Origin of the sequence: uncultured Brevundimonas sp. (genome assembly GCF_963977465.1) — a bacterium.
In the GTDB taxonomy this organism is placed as follows: Bacteria; Pseudomonadota; Alphaproteobacteria; order Caulobacterales; family Caulobacteraceae; genus Brevundimonas.
This window is the reverse complement of the sequence record NZ_CAXBOQ010000003.1, coordinates 268,186-288,534: the sequence shown is the minus strand read 5'-3', so window position 1 is coordinate 288,534 and position 20,349 is coordinate 268,186. Positions and strand designations below refer to the sequence as shown.

The 20,349-nt window shown below is 68.8% G+C and carries 24 protein-coding genes; 5 read left to right on the top strand and 19 right to left on the bottom strand.

From position 1 onward, the window contains the following. Positions 1 to 180 precede the first annotated feature (180 nt). Complete coding sequence (gene rpoH / locus AAC067_RS08355) at positions 181 to 1,068, top strand: RNA polymerase sigma factor RpoH (RefSeq protein ID WP_339931421.1); 888 nt, start codon at positions 181 to 183, stop codon at positions 1,066 to 1,068. A 12-nt stretch (positions 1,069 to 1,080) separates the two neighbouring features. On the opposite strand, the gene AAC067_RS08350 is transcribed toward rpoH, so the two are convergent. From AAC067_RS08350 to AAC067_RS08315, 8 genes are all read right to left on the bottom strand, one after another. Further along, complete coding sequence (locus AAC067_RS08350) at positions 1,081 to 1,896, bottom strand: response regulator (RefSeq protein ID WP_339931419.1); 816 nt, start codon at positions 1,894 to 1,896, stop codon at positions 1,081 to 1,083. A gap of 177 nt (positions 1,897 to 2,073) precedes the next feature. Continuing rightward, positions 2,074 to 3,366, bottom strand: a complete 1,293-nt coding sequence (locus tag AAC067_RS08345; RefSeq protein ID WP_339931417.1) for an adenylosuccinate synthase — start codon at positions 3,364 to 3,366, stop codon at positions 2,074 to 2,076. Between the two features lie 86 nt (positions 3,367 to 3,452). Further along, positions 3,453 to 4,613, bottom strand: a complete 1,161-nt coding sequence (locus AAC067_RS08340; protein ID WP_339931415.1) for a phosphoserine transaminase — start codon at positions 4,611 to 4,613, stop codon at positions 3,453 to 3,455. 1 nt (position 4,614) lies between these two features. Then, positions 4,615 to 5,526 carry a DnaJ C-terminal domain-containing protein gene (locus AAC067_RS08335; RefSeq protein WP_339931413.1) on the bottom strand — a complete coding sequence of 304 codons (912 nt, stop codon included), beginning with the start codon at positions 5,524 to 5,526 and terminating at the stop codon, positions 4,615 to 4,617. A gap of 79 nt (positions 5,527 to 5,605) precedes the next feature. Continuing rightward, positions 5,606 to 9,337 (bottom strand): glycoside hydrolase/phage tail family protein, encoded by a 3,732-nt coding sequence (locus tag AAC067_RS08330; protein ID WP_339931411.1) that lies wholly within the window; start codon positions 9,335 to 9,337, stop codon positions 5,606 to 5,608. Beyond that, complete coding sequence (locus tag AAC067_RS08325) at positions 9,338 to 9,772, bottom strand: NlpC/P60 family protein (RefSeq protein ID WP_339931409.1); 435 nt, start codon at positions 9,770 to 9,772, stop codon at positions 9,338 to 9,340. Between the two features lie 11 nt (positions 9,773 to 9,783). Continuing rightward, positions 9,784 to 10,437: a DUF2163 domain-containing protein gene (locus tag AAC067_RS08320; protein WP_339931407.1), complete on the bottom strand. Its 654-nt coding sequence runs from the start codon at positions 10,435 to 10,437 to the stop codon at positions 9,784 to 9,786. Positions 10,438 to 10,441: 4 nt separating this feature from the next. Then, positions 10,442 to 11,059 (bottom strand): DUF2460 domain-containing protein, encoded by a 618-nt coding sequence (locus AAC067_RS08315; RefSeq protein WP_339931405.1) that lies wholly within the window; start codon positions 11,057 to 11,059, stop codon positions 10,442 to 10,444. A gap of 77 nt (positions 11,060 to 11,136) precedes the next feature. On the opposite strand from AAC067_RS08315, the gene AAC067_RS08310 reads away from it, so the two are divergent. Continuing rightward, positions 11,137 to 11,625, top strand: a complete 489-nt coding sequence (locus tag AAC067_RS08310; protein ID WP_339931403.1) for a DUF805 domain-containing protein — start codon at positions 11,137 to 11,139, stop codon at positions 11,623 to 11,625. Positions 11,626 to 11,713: 88 nt separating this feature from the next. Here AAC067_RS08310 and AAC067_RS08305 read toward each other — a convergent pair whose 3' ends face one another. The 8 genes from AAC067_RS08305 to AAC067_RS08270 form a co-directional block, all read right to left on the bottom strand. After that, positions 11,714 to 12,250, bottom strand: a complete 537-nt coding sequence (locus AAC067_RS08305) for a phage tail tape measure protein (RefSeq protein WP_339931401.1) — start codon at positions 12,248 to 12,250, stop codon at positions 11,714 to 11,716. Next, on the bottom strand, positions 12,247 to 12,495 hold the full coding sequence (locus AAC067_RS08300) for a phage tail assembly chaperone (protein WP_339931399.1): 249 nt from the start codon (positions 12,493 to 12,495) through the stop codon (positions 12,247 to 12,249). Before AAC067_RS08300 ends, AAC067_RS08305 begins: the two co-directional genes overlap by 4 nt. Then, positions 12,492 to 12,788 (bottom strand): GTA-gp10 family protein, encoded by a 297-nt coding sequence (locus AAC067_RS08295; RefSeq protein WP_339931397.1) that lies wholly within the window; start codon positions 12,786 to 12,788, stop codon positions 12,492 to 12,494. Before AAC067_RS08295 ends, AAC067_RS08300 begins: the two co-directional genes overlap by 4 nt. After that, a complete protein-coding gene (locus AAC067_RS08290; RefSeq protein WP_339913289.1) occupies positions 12,785 to 13,195 on the bottom strand; it encodes a phage major tail protein, TP901-1 family in 411 nt (136 codons plus the stop codon). The genes AAC067_RS08295 and AAC067_RS08290 overlap by 4 nt, the downstream gene beginning before the upstream one ends. A 22-nt stretch (positions 13,196 to 13,217) precedes the next feature. After that, entirely contained in the window at positions 13,218 to 13,625 is a 408-nt protein-coding gene (locus AAC067_RS08285; RefSeq protein WP_339931395.1) for a DUF3168 domain-containing protein, read from the bottom strand. Continuing rightward, on the bottom strand, positions 13,622 to 13,930 hold the full coding sequence (locus AAC067_RS08280; RefSeq protein ID WP_339931393.1) for a head-tail adaptor protein: 309 nt from the start codon (positions 13,928 to 13,930) through the stop codon (positions 13,622 to 13,624). The genes AAC067_RS08285 and AAC067_RS08280 overlap by 4 nt, the downstream gene beginning before the upstream one ends. After that, entirely contained in the window at positions 13,927 to 14,193 is a 267-nt protein-coding gene (locus AAC067_RS08275; RefSeq protein WP_339931392.1) for a head-tail connector protein, read from the bottom strand. The genes AAC067_RS08280 and AAC067_RS08275 overlap by 4 nt, the downstream gene beginning before the upstream one ends. Positions 14,194 to 14,380: 187 nt before the next feature. Further along, complete coding sequence (locus AAC067_RS08270; RefSeq protein ID WP_339931390.1) at positions 14,381 to 15,634, bottom strand: phage major capsid protein; 1,254 nt, start codon at positions 15,632 to 15,634, stop codon at positions 14,381 to 14,383. A 46-nt stretch (positions 15,635 to 15,680) separates the two neighbouring features. Here AAC067_RS08270 and AAC067_RS08265 point away from each other — a divergent pair, with 46 nt between their 5' ends. From AAC067_RS08265 to AAC067_RS08255, 3 genes are all read left to right on the top strand, one after another. Beyond that, entirely contained in the window at positions 15,681 to 16,268 is a 588-nt protein-coding gene (locus AAC067_RS08265; protein ID WP_339931388.1) for a hypothetical protein, read from the top strand. A gap of 98 nt (positions 16,269 to 16,366) precedes the next feature. Continuing rightward, positions 16,367 to 16,960, top strand: coding sequence for a hypothetical protein (locus AAC067_RS08260; RefSeq protein ID WP_339931386.1), 594 nt, complete (start codon positions 16,367 to 16,369; stop codon positions 16,958 to 16,960). 89 nt (positions 16,961 to 17,049) lie between these two features. Continuing rightward, positions 17,050 to 18,435, top strand: coding sequence for a M20/M25/M40 family metallo-hydrolase (locus AAC067_RS08255; RefSeq protein WP_339931384.1), 1,386 nt, complete (start codon positions 17,050 to 17,052; stop codon positions 18,433 to 18,435). Between the two features lie 3 nt (positions 18,436 to 18,438). On the opposite strand, the gene AAC067_RS08250 is transcribed toward AAC067_RS08255, so the two are convergent. The 3 genes from AAC067_RS08250 to AAC067_RS08240 all read right to left on the bottom strand — a co-directional run bounded on the left by AAC067_RS08250 (position 18,439) and on the right by AAC067_RS08240 (position 20,332). Beyond that, complete coding sequence (locus AAC067_RS08250; protein ID WP_339931724.1) at positions 18,439 to 18,831, bottom strand: HK97 family phage prohead protease; 393 nt, start codon at positions 18,829 to 18,831, stop codon at positions 18,439 to 18,441. A gap of 101 nt (positions 18,832 to 18,932) precedes the next feature. After that, a complete protein-coding gene (locus tag AAC067_RS08245; RefSeq protein ID WP_339931382.1) occupies positions 18,933 to 19,163 on the bottom strand; it encodes a hypothetical protein in 231 nt (76 codons plus the stop codon). Further along, entirely contained in the window at positions 19,160 to 20,332 is a 1,173-nt protein-coding gene (locus tag AAC067_RS08240; protein ID WP_339931380.1) for a phage portal protein, read from the bottom strand. The genes AAC067_RS08245 and AAC067_RS08240 overlap by 4 nt, the downstream gene beginning before the upstream one ends. Positions 20,333 to 20,349 lie beyond the last annotated feature (17 nt).

Sequence of the window (20,349 nt, the reverse complement as noted above, 5' to 3'; positions counted from 1 at the left end):
TAGCTGTCTTCAGACGAACCCGTGGCGCCACGGCCACGCTCGCGAGAGCCTGTGACGATCCGCCTCTAACAATGGCGGAAACCCGTCGCTACTTGTTTCGTTGAGGGGTGAGGAACCGGTGCACGCAATGTGGCCGGAACCGAAGGACCCGCTCGCATCTGGGTCGGAGGGACCACGAATATGGCTGCTGTTAAATCTCTCGCGGTGATGTCGCCTGAACAGGGACTGTCGCGATACCTGACTGAAATCCGCAAATTCCCCATGCTGACCAAGGATGAGGAATTCATGCTGGCCAAGCGCTGGAGCGAGCATCAAGATTCCGAGAGCGCTCACCGCCTCGTCACCTCCCACCTGCGCCTCGTGGCCAAGATCGCCATGGGCTATCGCGGCTACGGCCTGCCGATCGGTGAAGTGATCTCCGAGGGCAATGTCGGCCTGATGCAGGCGGTCAAGAAATTCGATCCGGACAAGGGCTTCCGCCTGGCCACCTACGCCATGTGGTGGATTCGCGCCTCGATCCAGGAATACATCCTGCGTAGCTGGTCGCTCGTGAAGATGGGCACCACCGCCGCGCAGAAGAAGCTGTTCTTCAACCTGCGCAAGGCCAAGAGCCAGATCTCGGCCTTCGAGGAAGGTGACCTGCACCCGGAACATCTGTCGGCCATCGCCACCAAGCTGGGCGTGTCCGAGCAGGAGGTCACCAATATGAACCGTCGCCTCAACGGCGACGCCTCGCTGAACGCACCGCTGCGCTCGGACGGGGAAAGTGAATGGCAGGACTGGCTCTCGGACGACACCGCCGTCTCCCAGGAAACCGCCCTGGCCGAGAGCGAGGAAAAATCCTTGCGCATGGGCCTGCTTCAGGAAGCCATGGAAGAGCTGACCGACCGCGAGAAGCACATCCTGACCGAACGCCGGCTCAAGGATGACCCCGTCACCCTGGAACAGCTGGCCGGCCAGTATGGCGTCAGTCGCGAGCGCGTGCGCCAGATCGAGGTCCGCGCCTTCGAGAAGCTGCAGAAGGCGATGCGGGCGGCAGCGGAAGAGCGCAACCTCGTCGACGCCTGACGCGGAAGGGCCTCAGCCGGTCTTCCGCGTGGCGGCCGGGTCAGCGGGATCGGCAAGGGCCAGCAGGCCGCCGATCGGGCCGGCCAGGCTGGCCTTGGATGTCGTCGTCCCAGACAGGGCCACGTCGAGGGCAGACACCGCCACAGCCATTCGGGCGTCGGACGTTTTCATCGCCAGCTGCTTCAGGGTTACCGCCTGTTGCCGCGCGGCGCGGGCGGCCTGGACCGGATCCGTGTCGAACTGATCCAGCGCCGCTGCGAGGATACGCAGGGCCTGATCCTTGACGGCCGCCGCAACGGCAATCGCACCGGTTGGCCGATCATTCTTTCGCTTCTGGGGACCGGCGTATTCGCCGGAGTTGAACCGCCGCCGGTCCGGACCGACATAGGCGATGCCCTCGATCCAGTCCCGTGGCTTCAGGGCCACGTTCTCGACCCGTTTAAGCAGGTCCGCAGAGGTAAAGGGCTTGCGCAGGAATTCGTGCACGCCGACGTCGCGCGCGCCCTTGATCGTATTGGCGGTAGCGTCGGCGGTCACCATGATGACCGGTGCGTTCCTGCAGCCCAGATGCGACCGACGCAACTGACGCACAAAGGCCTCGCCGTCGAGCGCAGCACCGCCCCGTTCGGTAAAAATCAGGCCCGGCTCCAGCTCACGGGCCATGATCATGGCCTTCGCATCGGTCTGCTCGACATGAATCTCGCGCGCACCCAGGCCCTTGATGATGTCAACCAGCAGGCGCGCGGCATGCAGATTGGGCTCAACGATCAGGGTACGCCTGACGGTCGGCTCAAGACGGGCCAACTTGCGAGTATCGGCTGCGAACACGGAACGCTCTCCAGAACAAAGCTCCGGATAGCAGACGTCGGTTAAGACGCGTTGAACGTGCTCGCCAGATCATTTTGGTTTCGGGTCGAATCGACCCGAAACCAAAAAATGGTCCAGCATCAAGCTGGAACGAAATCTGAGCCGGCTTGGACTGCGTCCGACCCGGCCGATTTCGATCTAGCCTTGGAAGGGGTCGTGCATCAGAATCGTGTCGTCCCGTTCGGGGCTGGTCGACAGCAACGCCACCGGCGCGGCGATCAATTCCTCGATCCGACGCACATATTTGATGGCATTGGCGGGCAGATCCTTCCAGGACCGCGCGCCCTGGGTGCTCTCGGACCAACCTTCGATCGATTCATAGATCGGTTCCGCTGCCGCCTGATCCTTCATACCCGCCGGCAGATAGTCCAGAACCCGGTCGCCGATCCGGTAGCCGGTGCAGATCTTCAGTTCGTCGAAGCCGTCCAGGACGTCCAGCTTGGTCAGGGCGATGCCGTGAATGCCGTTGATGGCGATCGACTGGCGGACCAGCACCGCGTCGAACCAGCCACAACGCCGCGCGCGGCCCGTCACCGTGCCGAATTCACGCCCGCGCTCGGCAATCCGCTCACCGTCGGCATCGAACAGTTCGGTCGGGAACGGCCCCTCGCCGACCCGCGTCGTATAGGCCTTGACGATTCCCAGCACATAGCCGACCGAGCGCGGCCCGAGGCCGGAGCCCGCCGCCGCCTGCCCGGCCACGGTGTTGGACGAGGTGACATAGGGATAGGTGCCGTGGTCGACGTCCAGCAGCGCGCCCTGGGCCCCCTCGAACAGGATACGTTTTCCATCACGATAGGCCTGGTCCAGCATCCGCCAGACCGGCTGGCTGGCGAAGGGCAGGACCTTGGGGGCGATCTCCAGCAGAGCCGCCTTCAGCCCGGCCACGTCAACCTCGGCGAGGTCCAGTCCCTTGCGCAGGGCATTGTGGTGGGCCAGCAGCCGCTCGATCTTGGCATCCAGCGCCTCCGGGTCGGACAGATCGCCGACCCGGATCGCCCGCCGTCCCGCCTTGTCTTCATAGGCCGGACCGATACCGCGCCCGGTGGTTCCGATCTTGGTTACCCCCGCCTGGGCCTCGCGCGCCTGATCCAGATCACGGTGAAGCGGCAGGATCAGACAGGCATTGTCCGCCAGCGTCAGCACATCCGGGGTGATCTTCACACCCTGCGCCTCGATCCGGCCGATCTCGTCCATCAATGCCCATGGATCCACCACCACGCCGTTGCCGATGACCGATGGTTTGCCCTGCACCACCCCGGACGGCAGCAGGCTCAGCTTGTAGGTTGTGTTTCCAACGACCAGCGTATGACCGGCGTTATGCCCGCCCTGAAAGCGGACCACGACATCGGCCCGGTTTGACAACCAGTCGACAATCTTGCCCTTGCCCTCGTCGCCCCACTGGGCACCGACTACTGCGACATTTGCCAAGATCGTTCTCCGCTGTCCGGGTTTGGGGAATGCGGGCGCAGCCTATAGCCGGGGAATCACCTGATGTCGTCCCATTGGACGAATTCTCATCCGGTCAGTTCGGCAACGGCGCGCGCAAACGCCCAATCCAGCCACGGCGTGGCCGCCACGATATCAGCCGTTTCGACCGTGCAGCCGCACCACAGCCGCAGCCCTGCCGGCGCATTACGATGCGATTCCACATCGAAGGCCGCGCCCTCGGCTTCCAGCAGTGCCTTCATGCGCTTGACGAAGGCCTGCCGCCCGGCCTCGTCCAGCGCCGTGACCCGCGCATCGACGATCTTCAGACAAACCGAGGTGGTCGACCGGCTCGCCGGGTCCGTGGCCAGATAGTCGATCCAGTCCGTGCGTTCGACCCAGGCTCCGAGCGCGGCGGCATTGGCGTCCGTGCGGGCGATCAGGGCATCCAGTCCCCCGACTGCGGTCGCCCACTCCAGACCGTCGATCCAGTCCTCGATGGTCCAGACCGAAAACGTATTGATCATCGATCCGGACGCCAGCGACCGGTCAAAGCCCTTGCCGTCACGCAGCCTCAGCACCTTGGGCACCGGTCGCGGCGGCACGAACGCATCCAGCCGCGCCACCGCCCGCGGCGACAGGGCCGCAATGCCGATACCCGCCTCACCGCCCAGCGCTTTCTGGAACGAGAAGGTCACCACATCCAGCCGATCCCACGGCAGGGCCATGGCGAAGGCCGCCGAGGTGGCGTCACAGATCACCAACCCCTCGCGGTCAGGGGCGATAAAATCCCCGTTTGGCATGCGCACGCCCGAGGTCGTGCCGTTCCATGGGAACACCAGATCCTTGGCGGGATCGACGCGCGACAGATCCGGCAGTTCCCCCCACGGGGCCTCCAGCACCTCCGGCTCCAGCTTCAGGTGATCGCGCGCGTCAATCGCCCACTGCTGACCGAAATTCTCGAAGGCCAGAACCTGCACGGGTCGCTGACCCAGTATCGACCACATCGCCGCCTCAACCGCGCCGGTGTCCGATCCGGGCGTATAGACCAGCACCCAGTCCTCCGGCGGACGCAGCACCGCGCGCGTCAACTTCAGCCCATGGGCAAAGCGCGCCACCACCTCGGGCGCGCGGATGCCCCGGCCCAGCAGCGCGTGCGAAAGGCCCTGTGACGTCCAGCCCGGTCGCTTGGCTGTCGGACCGGCCGAAAACCACGGTCGTGCGGGTTTCACCGTCGGTCGGATCGGCATCCTATTTCCCCGGCCGGTACGGACGCTTGTTGCGCCATTCGGTGGCGAATTTGACCAAAGGGTCGTCCGGCTTTTCCGGCAGGGTCACGACCAGACGGGCCAACAGGTCACCGCGTTTGCCGGCGGCAAAGGCTCCCCGTCCCTTCAGTCGCAGCACCTGTCCCGAGTTCGATCCCTTGGGAATGGTCATGCTGACCGTGCCCTCCGGGGTCCGAACCGGAATCTTGCCGCCCAGTACCGCGTCAGGCACCGAGACCGGCAGGTCCATGGTCAGGTCACCCCCGTCGCGGCTGTAGACGGGATGCGGTGCGATCTTCAGCTCGATCAGGGCGTCACCGGCCGCCCCGCCCCGCCCTGGCGCGCCCTGTCCGCGCAGCCGGATCACCTGGCCGTCTGCCGCCCCCTTGGGAATGGTTACGTCCAGGGTGCGTCCGTCGGAAAACTGGATGCGGCGCGTGGCCCCCGCGATCGAATCCTCGAGACTGATCTCCAGGGTCGCGCGAATATCCTGCCCCCGTACCGGGCCGGATCGCCCCCCGGGACGGCCACCCGGTCGCCCGCCGAACATGCCGAACAGTTCGTCGAGGTCGATGTTCTCGAATCCGGCACCACCGGCACCGCCGGCCCCAGGCGAACCCCCACCGAATCCGCCGGGGCCACTGCGTCCGCCACCGCCGCGGAACTGCTCACGGCCGTCGGCATCAATCTCGCCGCGGTCGAATTTGGCCCGCTTCTCGGCGTCGCCCAGCAGGTCAAAGGCAGCGGTGATGCGCTTGAAACGCTCGTCGGCGGTGGTGTTGCCGGGATTCTTGTCGGGATGGAGTTCCTTGGCGAGCTTGCGGAAAGCCTTCTTGATCTCGTCCGCGCTCGCGCCCCTGGATACGCCAAGTTCCTTGTAGGGATCGCCAGCCACGTTCGCTCTTCGCTCCATCCAGTGCCAGAGCGTCAGTTAAGCCATGCACCGGGCCACGCAAAGGGGCGATGCAAATCCGTCACGCCGCCGGGATCGAAACCATGGCCTCTGTCCCCCAGCCGAAAGCCGGGTTCCACTGGCACACAGCCATGACGGCCCCCGCTCCGGGTCCACCGGGAAAATCCTCCATCAGCGCCGCCGCCGGATAGACAGCCTCCGCCGCCTCCGTCTCGATCACCCGCCGCTCGACCCCCGCCTCCAGGACCCGCAGCCGGAAGCGTGCCGCATCCACCGGTACCGGTTCCCTGTCCCAGCGATCCCCGTACAGCCTGACCCGCGGGATCCAGTCGATCCTCAGCCCGCCTGCCCCATCCGCCCCCACGCGCAGATGCGCCGGGCTCCACGGGCGGTCGATCAAGCCCTCGAAGGTGAAATCCGTTGCGCTGAACCCCGCCCCGCCCGGCGGCATACCCACGGGCCCGGCCCGGCAGTGCAGCGCCAACCCCCGCTCCCCCGGTCCGATATCGGCCCGCCCGGGACTGTCGTCGAGAAACACCACCAGCGACCCGATCCCGGCTCCGGCAGCCATTTCCCGCTCCGTACCCTGTTGTCCGCGCAGCAAGCCCTCCAGCCGCCAGGCCTCGCCCCCGATCAGGGTGGCGCTGCGGAACTGGATCAGCTCCCATCCGCCGGCGCTCTCGACCGCTACCAGATTGCCAACGCCCAGCACCGCTGCCCCTGTCCGGCTCTGCAGGGCTCCTCCCTCGACCCGGACCGTCAGGCTGTTGACCGCGTCCCAGCGATGGCGAACACCGGGCATTAGGTCCGCGACCAGACTGCCAACCGTGGCCGGTCTATCGATCACGACCCTTGGCGTCAGCGCCTCAGCCGTCGGTCCCACGTGCACGGCCATCGGCCACCACGGCTCGGCTGCCACCACCGCCACCGGCCGCCCGTCGGCCTCCCGCCCCGGCAGGGCTGGCAGGTCCAGCATCCGCAACAGCGGTGCGCCGATCACCACCGCCGCGTCCCCGGTCCGCACGGCGGCGTCCTCCGCAGCAGCTGCAGGGCTGTGGTAACGCCGCACCTCCACTGTCGGGTTTTCATCTTGGGACACCCGGGCTACCCGCCACAGACCCGGCACGCCCGCCAGACTGACCCCGTCGCCCGGTTCCAGCCGCAAGGCCGCCAACGGCCCCGGCCGCAGGATCAGGGTCTCCACCTCGTCCCCGTCGATCAGTCGACCGGCCGTGGCCCGCGCCAGCCCCGTGCCGCACACGGCGGGCAGGTCCAGATCCACCCCACCGCCGTCACCGTCCGACCGCACCGTCACCGATCCGGTCTGATAATCGCCGTCGGCATCGATGAACCGCACCCGCACCACGCTCGGCCGCGGCTCCAGATCGCGGCTCTCGGTCCAGCCCGCTCCCTCATCGCCCAGCGCCAGCTCGGTGGGACCCAGGGTCAGGATAGCCTCCGGCGCGCCCTGGATCGCGATCCGCCCGTCCCGTTCGGCAACAATCAGGTCCAGAGCAGTCAGCAGCGGCTCCAGCGCGTCCCGCGTGCGCATCGGCCGGTCGATGACGTAGCCCGCTGCCGTTCCCGTCACAGGTCCGATCGTGTACCCGTCCGCGATCACCCCGCCCCGCTCCAGAATTGCGGCCAGCAGGTCGGTCGTGTCTCCGCCCATCCGCCCGTTCAGCCAGTGCCCCGCCCGCCAGGCGGCGGCATCGGCCCAGCGCTCCAGCCGAGCCGGAAACTCCGGCCAGGGCCGCGCGTCCCAGCACCAGGCATCAGCCCCGCCCAGCATCGCTCCGCCATAGACCGGCGACACCGGATTGCGCGCGGGATCGCCGAAATGTCCCAGCACCGCCTCCAGCGCACGGCGCTGCATCCGGTCATCGCGAACCCCGGTCGAGGACGGCGGCAGGCCGCTCTCCGTGCTCTTGGGGTCCTGGAACAGGTTTGGCGCATTGCCGCCGCGGTCCACCGCCGCACAGCCAAACTCGGTCAGGCGGACCGGCTTCATCCCCGGCACCCAGGCCGTCGGACTAACCGCCCGCACCCCGCCCGGCCGGTCATGATGCAGGTTCGACCACCAACCGCTCAGATCCTTGGGCCGGAACACCCAGTCCTCGCCGTGGGCCAAGTCCTGGATCGGCGTCCGCAGCTGAACCGCCCGGTCCGCCGCATCGGCGTAGAACCAGTCGAACCCCTCGCCTCCGGCGATCTGACCGGCCAGATAGGCCGGCTCGTCCGGCCCCGAATGGTTCACAGCATCGACGCCGCCGTCGCCTCCGCGCCAGTCGCCCAGCGGCGGATACCAGTCGATGCCGACGAAATCGATGTTGGCGTCGGCCCACAGCGGATCCAGATGAAAGATCACGTGGTCGCCATCATGGTGACCAAAATACTCCGACCAGTCGGCGGCATAGGACAGGGCGACTTCCGGCCCCACCACGGCCCGGCACTCGGCCGCCAGCGCCCGCAGCTGCGCCACCGCCGGATGGCCGCCGTCCGCGTCCCGCGTCCAGGTCAGGGCCCGCATCTCCGAGCCGATCAGCAACCCGTCCGCCCCGGTTTGGGCCGCCAGCCCGGCATAATGCAGCGCCAGTCGCCGCAAGCCCCAGCCATTGGCCGCCCCGAACAGACTCTCCACCTCGGCCGCCGCCCCGGCCCCATCCGTGCCGCGAATCCGCCCGCGCCACGGATAGGCCGCCTGCCGCGCCCCGCCATAGGGGTCGGGCAGGCCATTGTCGGCCGGAATGTCCATGAACACGAACGGATACAGGGTCACTGCCAGCCCGCGCGCCTGCAGTGCCGCCACCGCCTGCCGCACGGTCTCGTCCGACGGCGTGCCGCCATAGGCCGGTCCACCGCCCGCCTGTGAAATCAGATGCGCCCCGCCCCGGTCCAGCCCCGCCACCGACCAGTCCATCGGTGCGGTCGGCTTGTCGCGCCGTTCGACCCCCGGCCTGATGGTACAGACCCCGGCGCGCAGGTCATCGCCGAACCAGCCGATCACCAGACTGACCCGCTTCAGGTTCGGGCACTGCACCAGCAACTGATCCAGCGACACCAGCAGATCGGGGTGCCCCTGGCCGTTGCTGACATTCTCGGCCGCCGTTCGGGTCAAACCCTCACGCCGCAGAACCGCCTCCGTGGCCAGCACGAACTCCCCGGCCCCGGGGATCAGACAGACCCCCTCCAGCCGGTCCTCCAGCCGCGGTTCGCTGCCCCGCGCCCGCCGGAACACCTCAAAGGCCAGCTGCGGCGGCCGGTCGCCATAGGGCGTCAGCGCCAAGTCCTCGAACACCACATAGGCTGTGCCGCGATAGGCTGGCGCCGTCCCCTCGACCACCTCGATCAGCGGGTCGGGCGTCTGCTCTTCGGTGCCGCGATAGACCCGCATGGTCACCCCGGTCAGATCCATCGGCTGCCCGTCAGCCCAGACCCGGCCGACCCCGTCGATCGGCCCCTCACACAGGGCCACGGCAAAGCTCAGCGAATAGTCGTAATCGACAATCTTAGGCCCGCCCTTGCCGCCCGACGACGTGGTCCGTCGCTCCTGGAACCGTGCCGCCCAGATCACCTGACCGGTCACCCGCGCCCGACCGAACACACAGGCCATCGGCGCACCGTCGGCCGACGACTGGATCTTCAGCGACTCCAGCCGCGGGCCTCGCTGCCGCGCGGGTGACAGCGACGCCACCAGACTGCGATCGACCATCCCGCCCAGCGCCGCCCCGATCGCCTGACCGACGCCGCCGCCGACCACCGCGCCGATCCCGCCCAGCACCACCTGCGCCATTCAGCTGCCTCCGTCCGTCACATCCGGCCAGGTGAAGGCCGCGACCAGCCGCCGCCGCCACCACGAGCCCATCCAGCTCTCGACCACCGACCGGCCCCAATAGGCATGGATCATCCGCGGCTCGGCCCCCGCGACATCGCTCAGCACCGCACAGTGTTTGGCCGGGGCCCCGGCACTCATGCGGAACAGCAGCACATCCCCCGGTTCCGCCTGCCCGGTCGGGATCTCGATCAACCAGCGTCGCGCCGCCGCCAGCAGGGTCTCCTCACCCCCGACTTCAGCCCAGTCGGCACTGTAGGGCGGGGCGGCCTCCGGCTCTGTCCCGTACAGCTCACGCCAGATGCCGCGCACCAGTCCCAGACAGTCGGCCCCCTCGCCCTTCACACTGGCCTGATGCCGATAGGGCGTGCTCAGCCATCCGCGCGCTGCGGTCACCGCCGCCCGCCTCATCGCCGGCTCCCGCCGTCATGGCGACCACCCCCGGCCGGATGGGCCGTCAGGAAGTCGTCGCCGGGAATGTCGGGAAAGCCCTGGAAGTTGAGCCCGTTGCCGAACACCCCGGTACAGGTCGCCCAGCGTTTGTCGCAGGTCTGTCCGGGATAGGCCGCCGTATCGACCCGACACCGCACGTCCCCCAGCACCGCGTCACAGTCACGACCATAGGTCCGCCCGACCACCCGCTCCAGCGCGGCCAGCGGCCCGTCCATCTCGGCGACGAAGTGCTCACCCTCGCGCCGCAGTCGGGTCAGGGTCGCGGTCCACAACCGCACCGCCAGTGTCGGCTCGCTCCAGTCGACTCGCCACAGCTCAACCCGGGCGCCGTCATACAGGCCGGCGCGAATATCGGCCTCGGTCAGGGCGTCATCGTCCAGCCCGCCGCTGGCGACGAAACTCCCGGCCGGCGGACCGACGGCGCTCTCGCCCGCACCCGCCGTCCAGCCGCTCGCCGCCTTGCACACCACCCCGTCGACGGTCAGGTCGCGGTCGTGATCGGTGAAGCCCAGTTCGACTCCGTCGTTCCGGCTCAGCCGCCAGACATGGCACAGGGTTGCCGCCCCGCTCTCGATACGGGTGGCCATCTCCTCGGGCATGTCGCGCATGGGTTCAGACCCTGATTTCGATCAGCGGCATGGCCACCATCCGGCCCGCGCCGAAGGTTTCCAGCGTCACCTCGATCCGGTCGGCGTCGAACCGCACCGGCGTGTCGAAGTCGAAGCCCGCCGTCACCGCTGCCCCCGGGTCCGGCGGCATCGCCAGGGTCACCCGCCCGGTCGGCACCTCGACGCCGAACGCTGTCCCGTCCAGCTCAACGCCATCCACCGCCACCCGCACCGACCCCGCCACCGGTTTGGTGATGTCCCGAACCTGATCGCCATCGACCTTGCCCAGAGCAAACATCGTGGTCGTCCCGTCGCCGGTGCCCAATGGCTGGTCTGTCGCCGTCACCACTCCTCCCGGCGCACACGATTTGAAATCGGCGAAATCGCGAAACCGGAACCCGTACAGCCGTCCCCGTCGCGCCTCGAAGAAGGCGGTCAGGGTCGCCATGTCGTCCAGCGACCTCAGGTTGGCCCCGATCAGATAGCGCCGCCGCCCCTGGGCCCAGGGTGTCGACCGCCGCTCGAAGCCGGAGCCCAGGGTCACCACCTCGGTCCGCCGTTCGACACCCCCGGTCGAACCGAAGGCCAGCCGCGCGGGCAGGCTCACCTCGTGGAAGGCCATATGTGTGCTCCTTTTAACTTGTTCGGAGAGCAATGTTCCGTCAGCCTCGCCTCCTGATCGCGCTGGAGGGCCGCCAAATGACCATCGACACGTCTACCCAGGTTCCGGGTTTCGACTGGAAGGTGCTGCTGTTTTCATTCCAGGGCCGCATCCGGCGACAGCATTTCTGGATCGGCTGGCTGATTCTGCTCGGAGCCGGCGTCGTCGCGAAATACATTCCGATCCTGGGCCCGCTGATCCTCCTCGCCCTGATCTGGCCTCACCTCGCCATCGCCGTGAAGCGTCTGCACGACATCGGTCAGAGCGGCTGGCTGGTGGCCATTCCCTGGGTGGTGACCATCGTCGCCCTGGTCGTCGGCTTCGGTACGGTCGGCATTTCGGCCATCGCCAACTCGGCTGCCCTCGAGAATGAAGATCCCGCTGCGATATTCGCCCTGATCGCCCCGGCGATGGGCATGTTCGCGGTGATTTGCCTGGTCAATCTCGGCTTCATGCTGTGGATCGGGCTGACGCCCGGAACCAACGGTGACAACCGCTATGGATCGGACCCCAAGGCGGCAGGCTGACCCCGCGCTCAAGCAGCGCGAAGCGCGGTAGCGCAACGAGCAATGCGCTCAAGCAGCGCGAAGCGCGTTAGCGCCACAAGAATGCTCTTCACAACCGGCGCGCGCCCAACGACACGGCGCGCGCCAGCATCCCGGCGATCTGGGCCTCGGACCGCAGCAGGGCCGGGGCCCCGCCGTCGACGCTGACATTGATGGTCACCCCCGGGCCGGTCACCGGTTCGATGCTTCCGCCACCATCCGGTCGGAACACCTCCGGGCCCCGCTCCCCGACCAGATAGGCCGCGCCCGCCGACACCGGCCCGCCGTCGGCCCGCGTGCCGCCGAACAGCCCGCCCAGCGCCGCCGCCAGGGCCGCGCCCAGTCCGCCGCCCTTCGCACTTCCGGCCCCGAGTCCTGAATTGACGGCCGCCAGCACCGCCCGCGCCAGTTCGGCCAGACTGACCTCCCCGTCGGACGCGGCCCGCGCCAGCGACCGGGCCAGACTCTCGCCGGCCCGGTCAAAGGCCTCACCAATCGCATTCGCCGCCTGCTCCGCCGGCTCCCGCAACCCCTCCAGCGCTGCCGCCGCCTCGGCCGCCCGCTCCGGCACCGCCTCCAGCCCGTTGGGCTCAAATGACTCCGTCACGTCTGTCTCCTCCCCGTCGCGCAGCGATGGGGAGGGGGACCGCGTAGCGGTGGAGGGGAATGCTCCCCACCCGCCTCATCCGGCCACGCCGTCATCATCCGCTCGAACCCGTCCCGCCCCATCGGCACCAGCCCCTGCGGCCGGTCCGTCAGCATCCGCCATTCCTTCAGCGACAGTTGCCAGAAGGCCGCAGGCGTCACCCCGGCCCGCGCCGCCACCCGCAGCATCTCGCCCCACGGCGTCATGCGGCGGCTGCAAATGCCAGGGCGACAGCTTCTGCCGCCTCACGCGGATCCACCGCCGCTCGTGGCAGATCATCGGCCAGGTTCCCCTCGCCGCCCCCGCGCAACAGAGCTGCAAGCACGACCAGCAGATCCCGCGCCGACAACACCCGCATCCGCTCGCCCAGCGCTGCGATCCCGCTCACGCCCAGCCCGGTCTCGATCTCGGCCAGCGCGCCCAGCGTCAGGCACAGCCGCCGCTCGACCCCGGCCAGGGTCGCCACCACCTCACCGCGCGCACCATTGGCTCGGGTCACAGCGCCGTAAACCCGATCTCACCGGCACTCGCCAGGCTGATCGCGAAACTGGCCTCGCCCTCATGCTCCCCGGCATATTCCAACGCCGCCACCAGGAACGGCCCTTCCAGCACCCCGAAATCGGGCACGATCAGCTGCCAGCCCGGGGCCGTCTGGGCGAAGAAGGCCTCGCGGATCAGGGCGTCCGAGGCGGCGTCGCGAAACACGCCCTGACCGCTCACCGCCGCCGACCGCACCCCGGCCCCGGCCAGCAGTTCGCGCCAGCGACCGGCGCTGTCACCGTCGGTCGCATCGACCGTCCGCGCATTCAGTGAGATCGTCCGCGCCCTCAGTCCGGCGACGGTGACGAACACCCCCGGCCCGTCCTCAATCTTCAGCAAGATGTCCTTCCCGCGCTGTGCGGCCATGTCCGTCGTCCTTCTGTTTAGATCAGCCGCCGATCGCTTCGGTTACCGCCCGCACCCGGATCACCGCCCAGGTCCGGGCCCCGTCCACGCCGCGGAACACATCGGCCAGGGTCACCCCCAGCGACACCGTGCGGATGCCCTCTGCCTCCAGCACCGCCCCCTCCAGCCGCGCCCGCACCGCCGCCACGATCGCCCGCACCTCCTCGGTGCCGTGAAAGCGCGAAGCCACGGTCAGCGACAGTCTGTGCTCGATCCCGCACCCGTCCGCCGCCACTGGCCGACTGGCGCTGCGCCCGATCAACAGTTGCGGAAACCCGGCGTCGCGCGGCGGCGCGTCCCATACCCGCCCGTCCAGCAGGGCCGACAGGGTGGCGTCCGCCGTCAAATGGGCGATCAGCGCCGTCTGCAGCGCGCCCTCATGATCGCTCATGGCCGACGCTCCAGATCCGGATGCACCCGGCCCGGCCGGTCTGCATCAACCTCGACCGCGACCACCGTCCAGTCGTCACCGTCAAAGCGCAGCACCCGACCCGCGACCAGCCGTGGATCGGCCCGGGTCTCGACCCGCATCGTCTCGATCGTTCGCGCCATCCCGGCCTCGGTGCGCTCACGTCGCCGTCGCGCACCTGACCGCAGCCAGACCCAGCCCAGCGGTTCGAAACTGACGGCCTGCCCGCCCTGCGGCGTCTGTGTCCCGGTCGCCGCCAGCAGTTCCGCCAGCCGCCGCCCGCTCACAGCCGCACCCCGCGATAGGGCGCGATCCAGGCCGTGACCGGGGCGATCGGCATGTCGCGCTCGCCCCGCTCATACGCCCGCAGCACCAGCATCAGCACCGCCAGCCTCAGCGGGGCCGCCGAGGTGTCGTCCAGCGGCGCCCCGACCTCCCCCTCAACCCGCGCCTGGGCCGCGTCGATCAGGGTCTGGATCAGTCCGTCCTCGGCGTCATGTTCGACGCGCAGGAACAGTTTCGCCTCGGTGAGGCTCACCGGTGCGGTCATGGGATGTCTCCGTTTTTCCTGTCCTTCTCCCCTTGCAGGAGAAGGTGGCCCGCGAAGCGGGTCGGATGAGGGGTCAAACCGAGCGATCGTCAGGCGTCTGTTCGACCCCTCATCCGACCGCGCCAGAACGGCCGCTGTCGCGGCCGGGCGCAGTCTCCCTCTCCCGCAAGGGGAGAGGGATCCGTAGCTAGCTCACCGCAAACTTCATCACCTTGATGGCGTCGAAATTCTGCACCCCGCCGCCGACGCGCTTGGTCGTGTAGAACAGCACATAGGGCTTGGCCGAATACGGGTCGCGCAGCACCCGCACCCCGGCCCGGTCGACGATCAGATAGCCGCGCTGGAAGTCGCCGAAGGCGATGGCGGCGCTGTCGGCAGCGATGTCCGGCATGGTCTCGATCTCGGTCACCGGATAGCCCAGCAGCGAGGCCGTCTCTCCAGCCCGCGTCGCCGGCTGCCAGATATAGTTGCCGTCGGCGTCCTTGAATTTACGCACGGTCGAGACCGTCCGCCGGTTCATCACGAACCGCCCGTTGGGCCGGTAGCGGGCCTTGGGCGCATAGACCAGATCGATCAGCCGGTCGCCCGGGTTCGAAGCCGCAAAGGCCCCCGCCGCGCCCGAGGCCACATAGCCGATCTCGCCCCAGCCATGGCCCGCCTCGGCGACGATGTCATAGCTCAGGAACCCCTTCGGCTTGTTGATCCCGTCGCCGCTGACAAAGGCCGTGGTCTCCTGGGCCGCGAAGGCATCCTCGACCTCGGCCGCCAGCCATTCGTCCAGATTGATCATGGCATCGTCCAGCAGGCTCTGGGTCGCCGCCGGTGAGGCGTACAGATCGGCCGCCGGGAACTCCAGCAGGGCCAGGGTCGCCGGGTCCGTCTCCGGCCGCGGCGCGGTCTCGGCGACCCAGCCCGCCGTCACCCCGGCCGTTGACACCGGCTTGCGAAACACGCCCGCCCCGATGGTGCGCACCGTGGCGATCTCGCGCATCGGCGACCCCGCCATCAGCCGCCGGTCGATGGCTCGCTCAGTCTCCGGTGGCACCACATAGCCCCCCGAATCCGTCGCCGACGACAGCCCCGTCTTCAGCTCCAGCCCGCTCGAATTCCCGGTCTTCAGATAGCCGTCGAACGCGGCCTTCGTCTCCTCCACTCCTCCCCTCTCGGGGGAGGTGGCGGCGAAGCCGTCGGAGGGGGAGCCGCCCCCAAGCTCCGGCCGCCTTCCCTCGCTAACCACCCGGTCCAGCCGCGCCTGGGCGCTGGCCACCGCCTGGTCGATCCGCGCCACCTTGGCCTCCAGCAGGGGATCGGCCGACGCCTTCTTCTCGATCTCGTCCAGCCGGGCGTCATTGGCCCCTTTGAACGCCTCGAACGCCGCCATCATCTCGTGCATGGCGGCGCGCGCCCCCGGCGTGGCCGGGGCCTGTTTGGTCTCTTTCATGGTATCTCCGGTTGTAGAGGCCGCGGTACGCGGCTAGAATTCGGGCATGGGAAACCTCGCCCGAAAACTCATCGATGCGATCCAGCACTCACTGCTCGGGTCGCTTTTCCTGGCTATTCTGACGGGGGTGATGCCCTTCGTACCGTTGGCGATTCACCTGACCCCGCACGAGACCGTTCCGTGGATCGGTCTTCCGCTGTTCGGATTGATCATCGTCGCCGCGTTTATGGCGTGGCTTGTCGGTGCCGTCGCCAATCGGCGTCCCCGTCGCCTGTCCCCCCTGCACGCCCTGCAGCTGGACCCGCCACCGCAGGCGGCCAACGGGTTCGAAGCCTGGTCCGAACTCCCGACCGAAGGCCTCAGACCCCCACCGCTCATGCGAGGAATCGTGACCCTGATCGGCATGCATCCCGAACAGGAAGAACGCGGGCTCGAGGTCACCGTGGCACTGGCGGCCATGGGTCTGCTCTTTCTCCTGAGCTTCGCCGGTTCTGATGTCTGGCAGAGACTCTATCCGGCGCTCGCCAAACCCTCGGCGCGCCTGCTTCCGGCATTGGGCTGTCTCGCATTCATTGCAGCCTCTGTGGTTCGGGGCTGGGCCTCGACGCAGCGCAAGTTGCTCGCGCCGCAATAGACTCGCCTCCCCTGGCCGCTCGCGACCCGGGCGCATCTGATTGACAGTCACCGACCCGCGTGATCCCGCTGACGGCAAGCGCCTGTGGGGACGAACCGATGACCAGACTGATGTCGACGATGGCTGCGACGGCTCTGCTGTTCGCCGCCGGCGGCGCGGCCGCCGCCGAACGCTGCGGTGCCACGACCCACAGCCGCTTCGGCGAGACCCGGGCCTATTTCACTGACGTCCTCGCCGCCTGTCGTCCCGACGGCTATTGCTCGGTCGTCGTCGCCCTGCCCGATCTGTCGGGCCAGGCCGCCTATACCCAGCAGCTGCGCGTGGCCCGCCCGTCGGCCGGGGCGGAACGACAGGTCGAGTTCGTCGCCGCCGAACCCATGCCGTCGGGCACCGGCCTGCCGATGTCCCTGACCTTCCCCGGCCAGTCGATCGATCTGACGTCGCTCGTCACCCCGACCTCGCCGGGCACCAATGAATACCGAGTCACCGACCCCATCACCGCCCGTTCCATTGTCGCGGGCCTGCGCCGTCAGCGCCTCGTGCGCTGGACCTACCAGACCGAATCCGGCCGTCCGCAGGCGGCCTATTTCACCCTCAACGGCATGACCGCCGCGCTCGACTGGATCGACTGTATGGCCGCCCCGGTCCGCGCTGCCGAACCACCCCGCCGCGGCCCCCGCGCCCGAGCCTGACCGTCTTCCCGGCGCGTTTGGACATGCCGACAGCAACCGCTACGGTCACACCCGTTCAGTCACGCTGACCGCCAGCGCCGGAGTCTTCCATGATCCGTTCCCTCGCCGGCGGCACCGCCGCCCTCGCCCTGCTACTCGCCCCCGCCTGCGCCACCGCCCAGACCGCGACGGCCGCCGACAATGCCCTGAACATTCTGACCCGCTCGATCGGTTTCCGCACCGTCGAGGGGGCCGGCCAGGTCCCGGCCTATGCGGCGTATCTGAAGGGCCTGCTGGTCGACGGCGGCTATGCCGACAGCGATGTGCAGATCCAGCCAATCGGCGAAACCGCCGCCCTGATCGCCCGCTGGCCCGGCAGCGACCCTGACTTCAAACCGCTTGTCCTGCTGGCCCATATGGATGTGGTCCAGGCCGACCCCGCCGACTGGACCCGTGATCCCTTCACCGCCGTGGTCGAGAACGGCTACGTCTACGGACGCGGCTCGCTCGACAACAAGGCCGACCTCTCGGTCGTCGTGGCCACCCTGATCCAGCTGCGCCGGTCCGGCTGGACCCCGCGCCGCTCCATCGTCCTGGCCCTGTCCGGCGACGAGGAGACAGCCATGGCAACCAGTCGCTGGTTGGCCGAACAGCTCCAGGGGGCCGAGATGGTCCTCAACGCCGACGGCGGCGGCGGTCTGCTGGCCGAGGACGGAAGCCCCACCGTCTACAAGCTGCAGGCGGCGGAAAAGACCTATGCCGACTACACCGTCACCGTCACTGATCCCGGCGGCCATTCCAGCCGCCCCGGCCCGACCAATGCCATCTACCGGCTCAACGCCGCCCTGGCCCGGCTGGCCGCCTACAAATTCCCGGTCACCTACAGCCCGATCACCACCGCCTATATCGCCGCCACCGGCCCCGAGGTGGACGGTCCGACCGGCGTCGCCCTGCGTCGTCTGGCGGTCGATCCCGCCGACGCCGATGCCATCGCCGTGCTCGATGCCGAGCCCGAATATGTCGGCCTGATCCGCACCACCTGCCTGACCACGATGATCAACGGCGGCCACGCCCCCAACGCCCTGCCGCAACGGGCCACGGCCAACATCAACTGCCGCATCTTCCCCGGCACGACCATGGCCCAGATCGGCACCACCCTGACCGGCATCATGGCCGATCCCGGCGTCATCGTGGCCTATCAGGACTCCGGCACCGTCGACGCCCCGTCCTCGCCGCTTCGGCCCGACCTGATGGCGGCCATCACCGCCGTGGTCCACGCCCGCGCGCCCGGCCTGACCGTGGTCCCCACCATGACGGCGGGCGCCACCGACAGCATGCATTTCCGCGCCCTCGGCATGCCGAGCTACGGGGTCTCCTCCGTGTTCATGAAGCCCTCGGACAATTTCGCCCACGGTCTCAACGAACGCCTGCCCGTCGCCACCCTCGCCCCCGGCGTCCGCCAGTGGGACGCCCTGCTCCGCGACCTGGCGCAGTAGGGGTCAAACCACACTGAACCGCGCGCCCGGCAGCATCGGAAAGGTCACCAGCGACACCTCCCACAGCGCAACCGCACTCAACACCCGCAGCCGCCCCTCGCGCCTTGCCCTGGCCGCCCTGAACCCGATCGACAGTCCGTCCAGCGCCCCGGCCCGGGCCAGGGCGGCGGCGAAGCGCGCCTCGGCCGACCAGTCCATGATCCGTCCGCGGACGAACAGCCCACGGTCGTCCTCGACCAGCCTGTCCCAGACCCCGACCACCGCCCGCGCCTCATGCTGGTGCAGCATCCGCACCCCGGCCGCACCGGTCCGGCCCAGACTGTCGGCGAAGGCCCCGCGCGCCACCACATCCCCGTCCAGATCGGCCACACCCCACAGCGAGGCATAGCCGCTGATTTCAACGCTCCCTCGCCCCTTGCGGGAGAGGGAGACGGCGCACGGCGGCGCAGCCGTCGTACTGGCGCGGTCGGGTGAGGGGTCACACCCGCCCGTCCCCCTCACCGTCCTGCCTCCAGCCGCCGCTCGATCCGTTCCACCGTCTGCCGTGTCGCAATCCCCTGTTCCTCCAGCCGGGCCAGCCGTTCGGCCACCAGTCGCTGTTCACCGACCCTTTCCTCCAGCGCCGCGATCCGTGCCGCCGCGCCCCCGGCCCAGACCAGCCCGCCGACCGTCTGCACGCCCAGCGCCACCACCAGGGCGGCGGGCACCTTCCAGCCCGGCGTGCTCATTCGCCCACCCCCGCCATGCGCCGCCGCTCGGCATCGGTCAGGAAGCTTGCCGCCCCCAGTCGCGCCCACAGGGCATCGCGTTCGGGCTGCAGGGCCGGCACCCCGTCCAGATCAGGCGCAATCCGCGTCCCGGCAAAGCGCGGCCCCAGCCAGCCGGTCAGCGCCCCCGCCGTCTTGCGCACCAGCGGCGCGATCGTCGCCCGCCAGAAGGCTGCATTGGCCTCGCGATAGTTGGCATAGGTGGCGTCGCCCGGAATCCCCAGCAGCTGCGGCGGCACGCCGAAGGCCAAAGCGATCTCGCGCGCCGCCGCGTGTTTGCCGGCAATAAAGTCCATCTCGGCCGGAGTCAGGCTGATCGGCTTCCAGTCCAGCCCGCCTTCCAGCAACAGCGGCCGCCCGGCATTGGCGGCCCCCGTATAGGCGTCACCCAGCTGCAGCTTCAGTGCCTCAAACTGTTCAGTCGTCAACCGTTCGCCGTCGCGCCCGCTGCTGACCAGCGCCCCGCTGGGCCGGGCCGCGTTATCCAGCAGCGCCTTATTCCAGGCCCCCGAGGCATTGTGCACATCGACGGCCACCGCCGCAGCCTCCAGCGGCGAAAAACCATAGTGATCGTCGAACGGATGAAACAGCTTCAGATGCATGACCGGCATCCAGCCGTCGGCCCCTCGCCCGATGCGCAGCCGCCGCCCGTCCACCTCATAGACATAGGCCTCGGGCCAACCGTGCCGCCCCGGCACCACCGCCATCCGGTCCGGCCTCAGGCTCCACAGTTCGTCCGGCGCGCCGTCCCCGTCACCGTCGCCGGCCGCCTCGACATAGGCATTACCCGCCGTCTGCAGCGCGCCATAGACGCCCTCCAGCCACTCCGGTCCCGACTGTTCCGGATTGGGCCGGTCCAGCAGCCGCGCCAGCGGGTGCTCATCGTCGCGCACCCCGTCGCGAAACACCGTCAGTGGCGTCGAGGCCGCCGCCTCGGCGATCATCCGCACACAGCGATAGGCCACCGCATTGCGTCCAAACCCCTCGCGCGCCAGATGCGCATAGTCGCGCGGCGTCCAGCGCGGACGACCCGGGCCGGTCATGGCGATCAGGGCCCCGACCCGGCTGTCCTTGGTTTCGGGCGCAGCGATGCGCCCGCGACGGCCCCAGGGCCAGCGCAGTCCATTCATGTCTCAACGTCCTTGAT

Bases quoted from the DNA above. Each gene is read 5' to 3' on its own strand.
- rpoH (WP_339931421.1), top strand. From the start codon at position 181: ATGGCTGCTGTTAAATCTCTCGCGGTGATGTCGCCTGAACAGGGACTG.
- AAC067_RS08340 (WP_339931415.1), bottom strand. From the start codon at position 4,613: ATGCCGATCCGACCGACGGTGAAACCCGCACGACCGTGGTTTTCGGCC.
- AAC067_RS08330 (WP_339931411.1), bottom strand. From the start codon at position 9,337: ATGGCGCAGGTGGTGCTGGGCGGGATCGGCGCGGTGGTCGGCGGCGGC.
- AAC067_RS08320 (WP_339931407.1), bottom strand. From the start codon at position 10,437: ATGCGCGACATGCCCGAGGAGATGGCCACCCGTATCGAGAGCGGGGCG.
- AAC067_RS08315 (WP_339931405.1), bottom strand. From the start codon at position 11,059: ATGGCCTTCCACGAGGTGAGCCTGCCCGCGCGGCTGGCCTTCGGTTCG.
- AAC067_RS08310 (WP_339931403.1), top strand. From the start codon at position 11,137: ATGACCATCGACACGTCTACCCAGGTTCCGGGTTTCGACTGGAAGGTG.
- AAC067_RS08300 (WP_339931399.1), bottom strand. From the start codon at position 12,495: ATGACGCCGTGGGGCGAGATGCTGCGGGTGGCGGCGCGGGCCGGGGTG.
- AAC067_RS08290 (WP_339913289.1), bottom strand. From the start codon at position 13,195: ATGGCCGCACAGCGCGGGAAGGACATCTTGCTGAAGATTGAGGACGGG.
- AAC067_RS08285 (WP_339931395.1), bottom strand. From the start codon at position 13,625: ATGAGCGATCATGAGGGCGCGCTGCAGACGGCGCTGATCGCCCATTTG.
- AAC067_RS08275 (WP_339931392.1), bottom strand. From the start codon at position 14,193: ATGACCGCACCGGTGAGCCTCACCGAGGCGAAACTGTTCCTGCGCGTC.
- AAC067_RS08270 (WP_339931390.1), bottom strand. From the start codon at position 15,634: ATGAAAGAGACCAAACAGGCCCCGGCCACGCCGGGGGCGCGCGCCGCC.
- AAC067_RS08265 (WP_339931388.1), top strand. From the start codon at position 15,681: ATGGGAAACCTCGCCCGAAAACTCATCGATGCGATCCAGCACTCACTG.
- AAC067_RS08260 (WP_339931386.1), top strand. From the start codon at position 16,367: ATGACCAGACTGATGTCGACGATGGCTGCGACGGCTCTGCTGTTCGCC.
- AAC067_RS08255 (WP_339931384.1), top strand. From the start codon at position 17,050: ATGATCCGTTCCCTCGCCGGCGGCACCGCCGCCCTCGCCCTGCTACTC.
- AAC067_RS08245 (WP_339931382.1), bottom strand. From the start codon at position 19,163: ATGAGCACGCCGGGCTGGAAGGTGCCCGCCGCCCTGGTGGTGGCGCTG.
- AAC067_RS08240 (WP_339931380.1), bottom strand. From the start codon at position 20,332: ATGAATGGACTGCGCTGGCCCTGGGGCCGTCGCGGGCGCATCGCTGCG.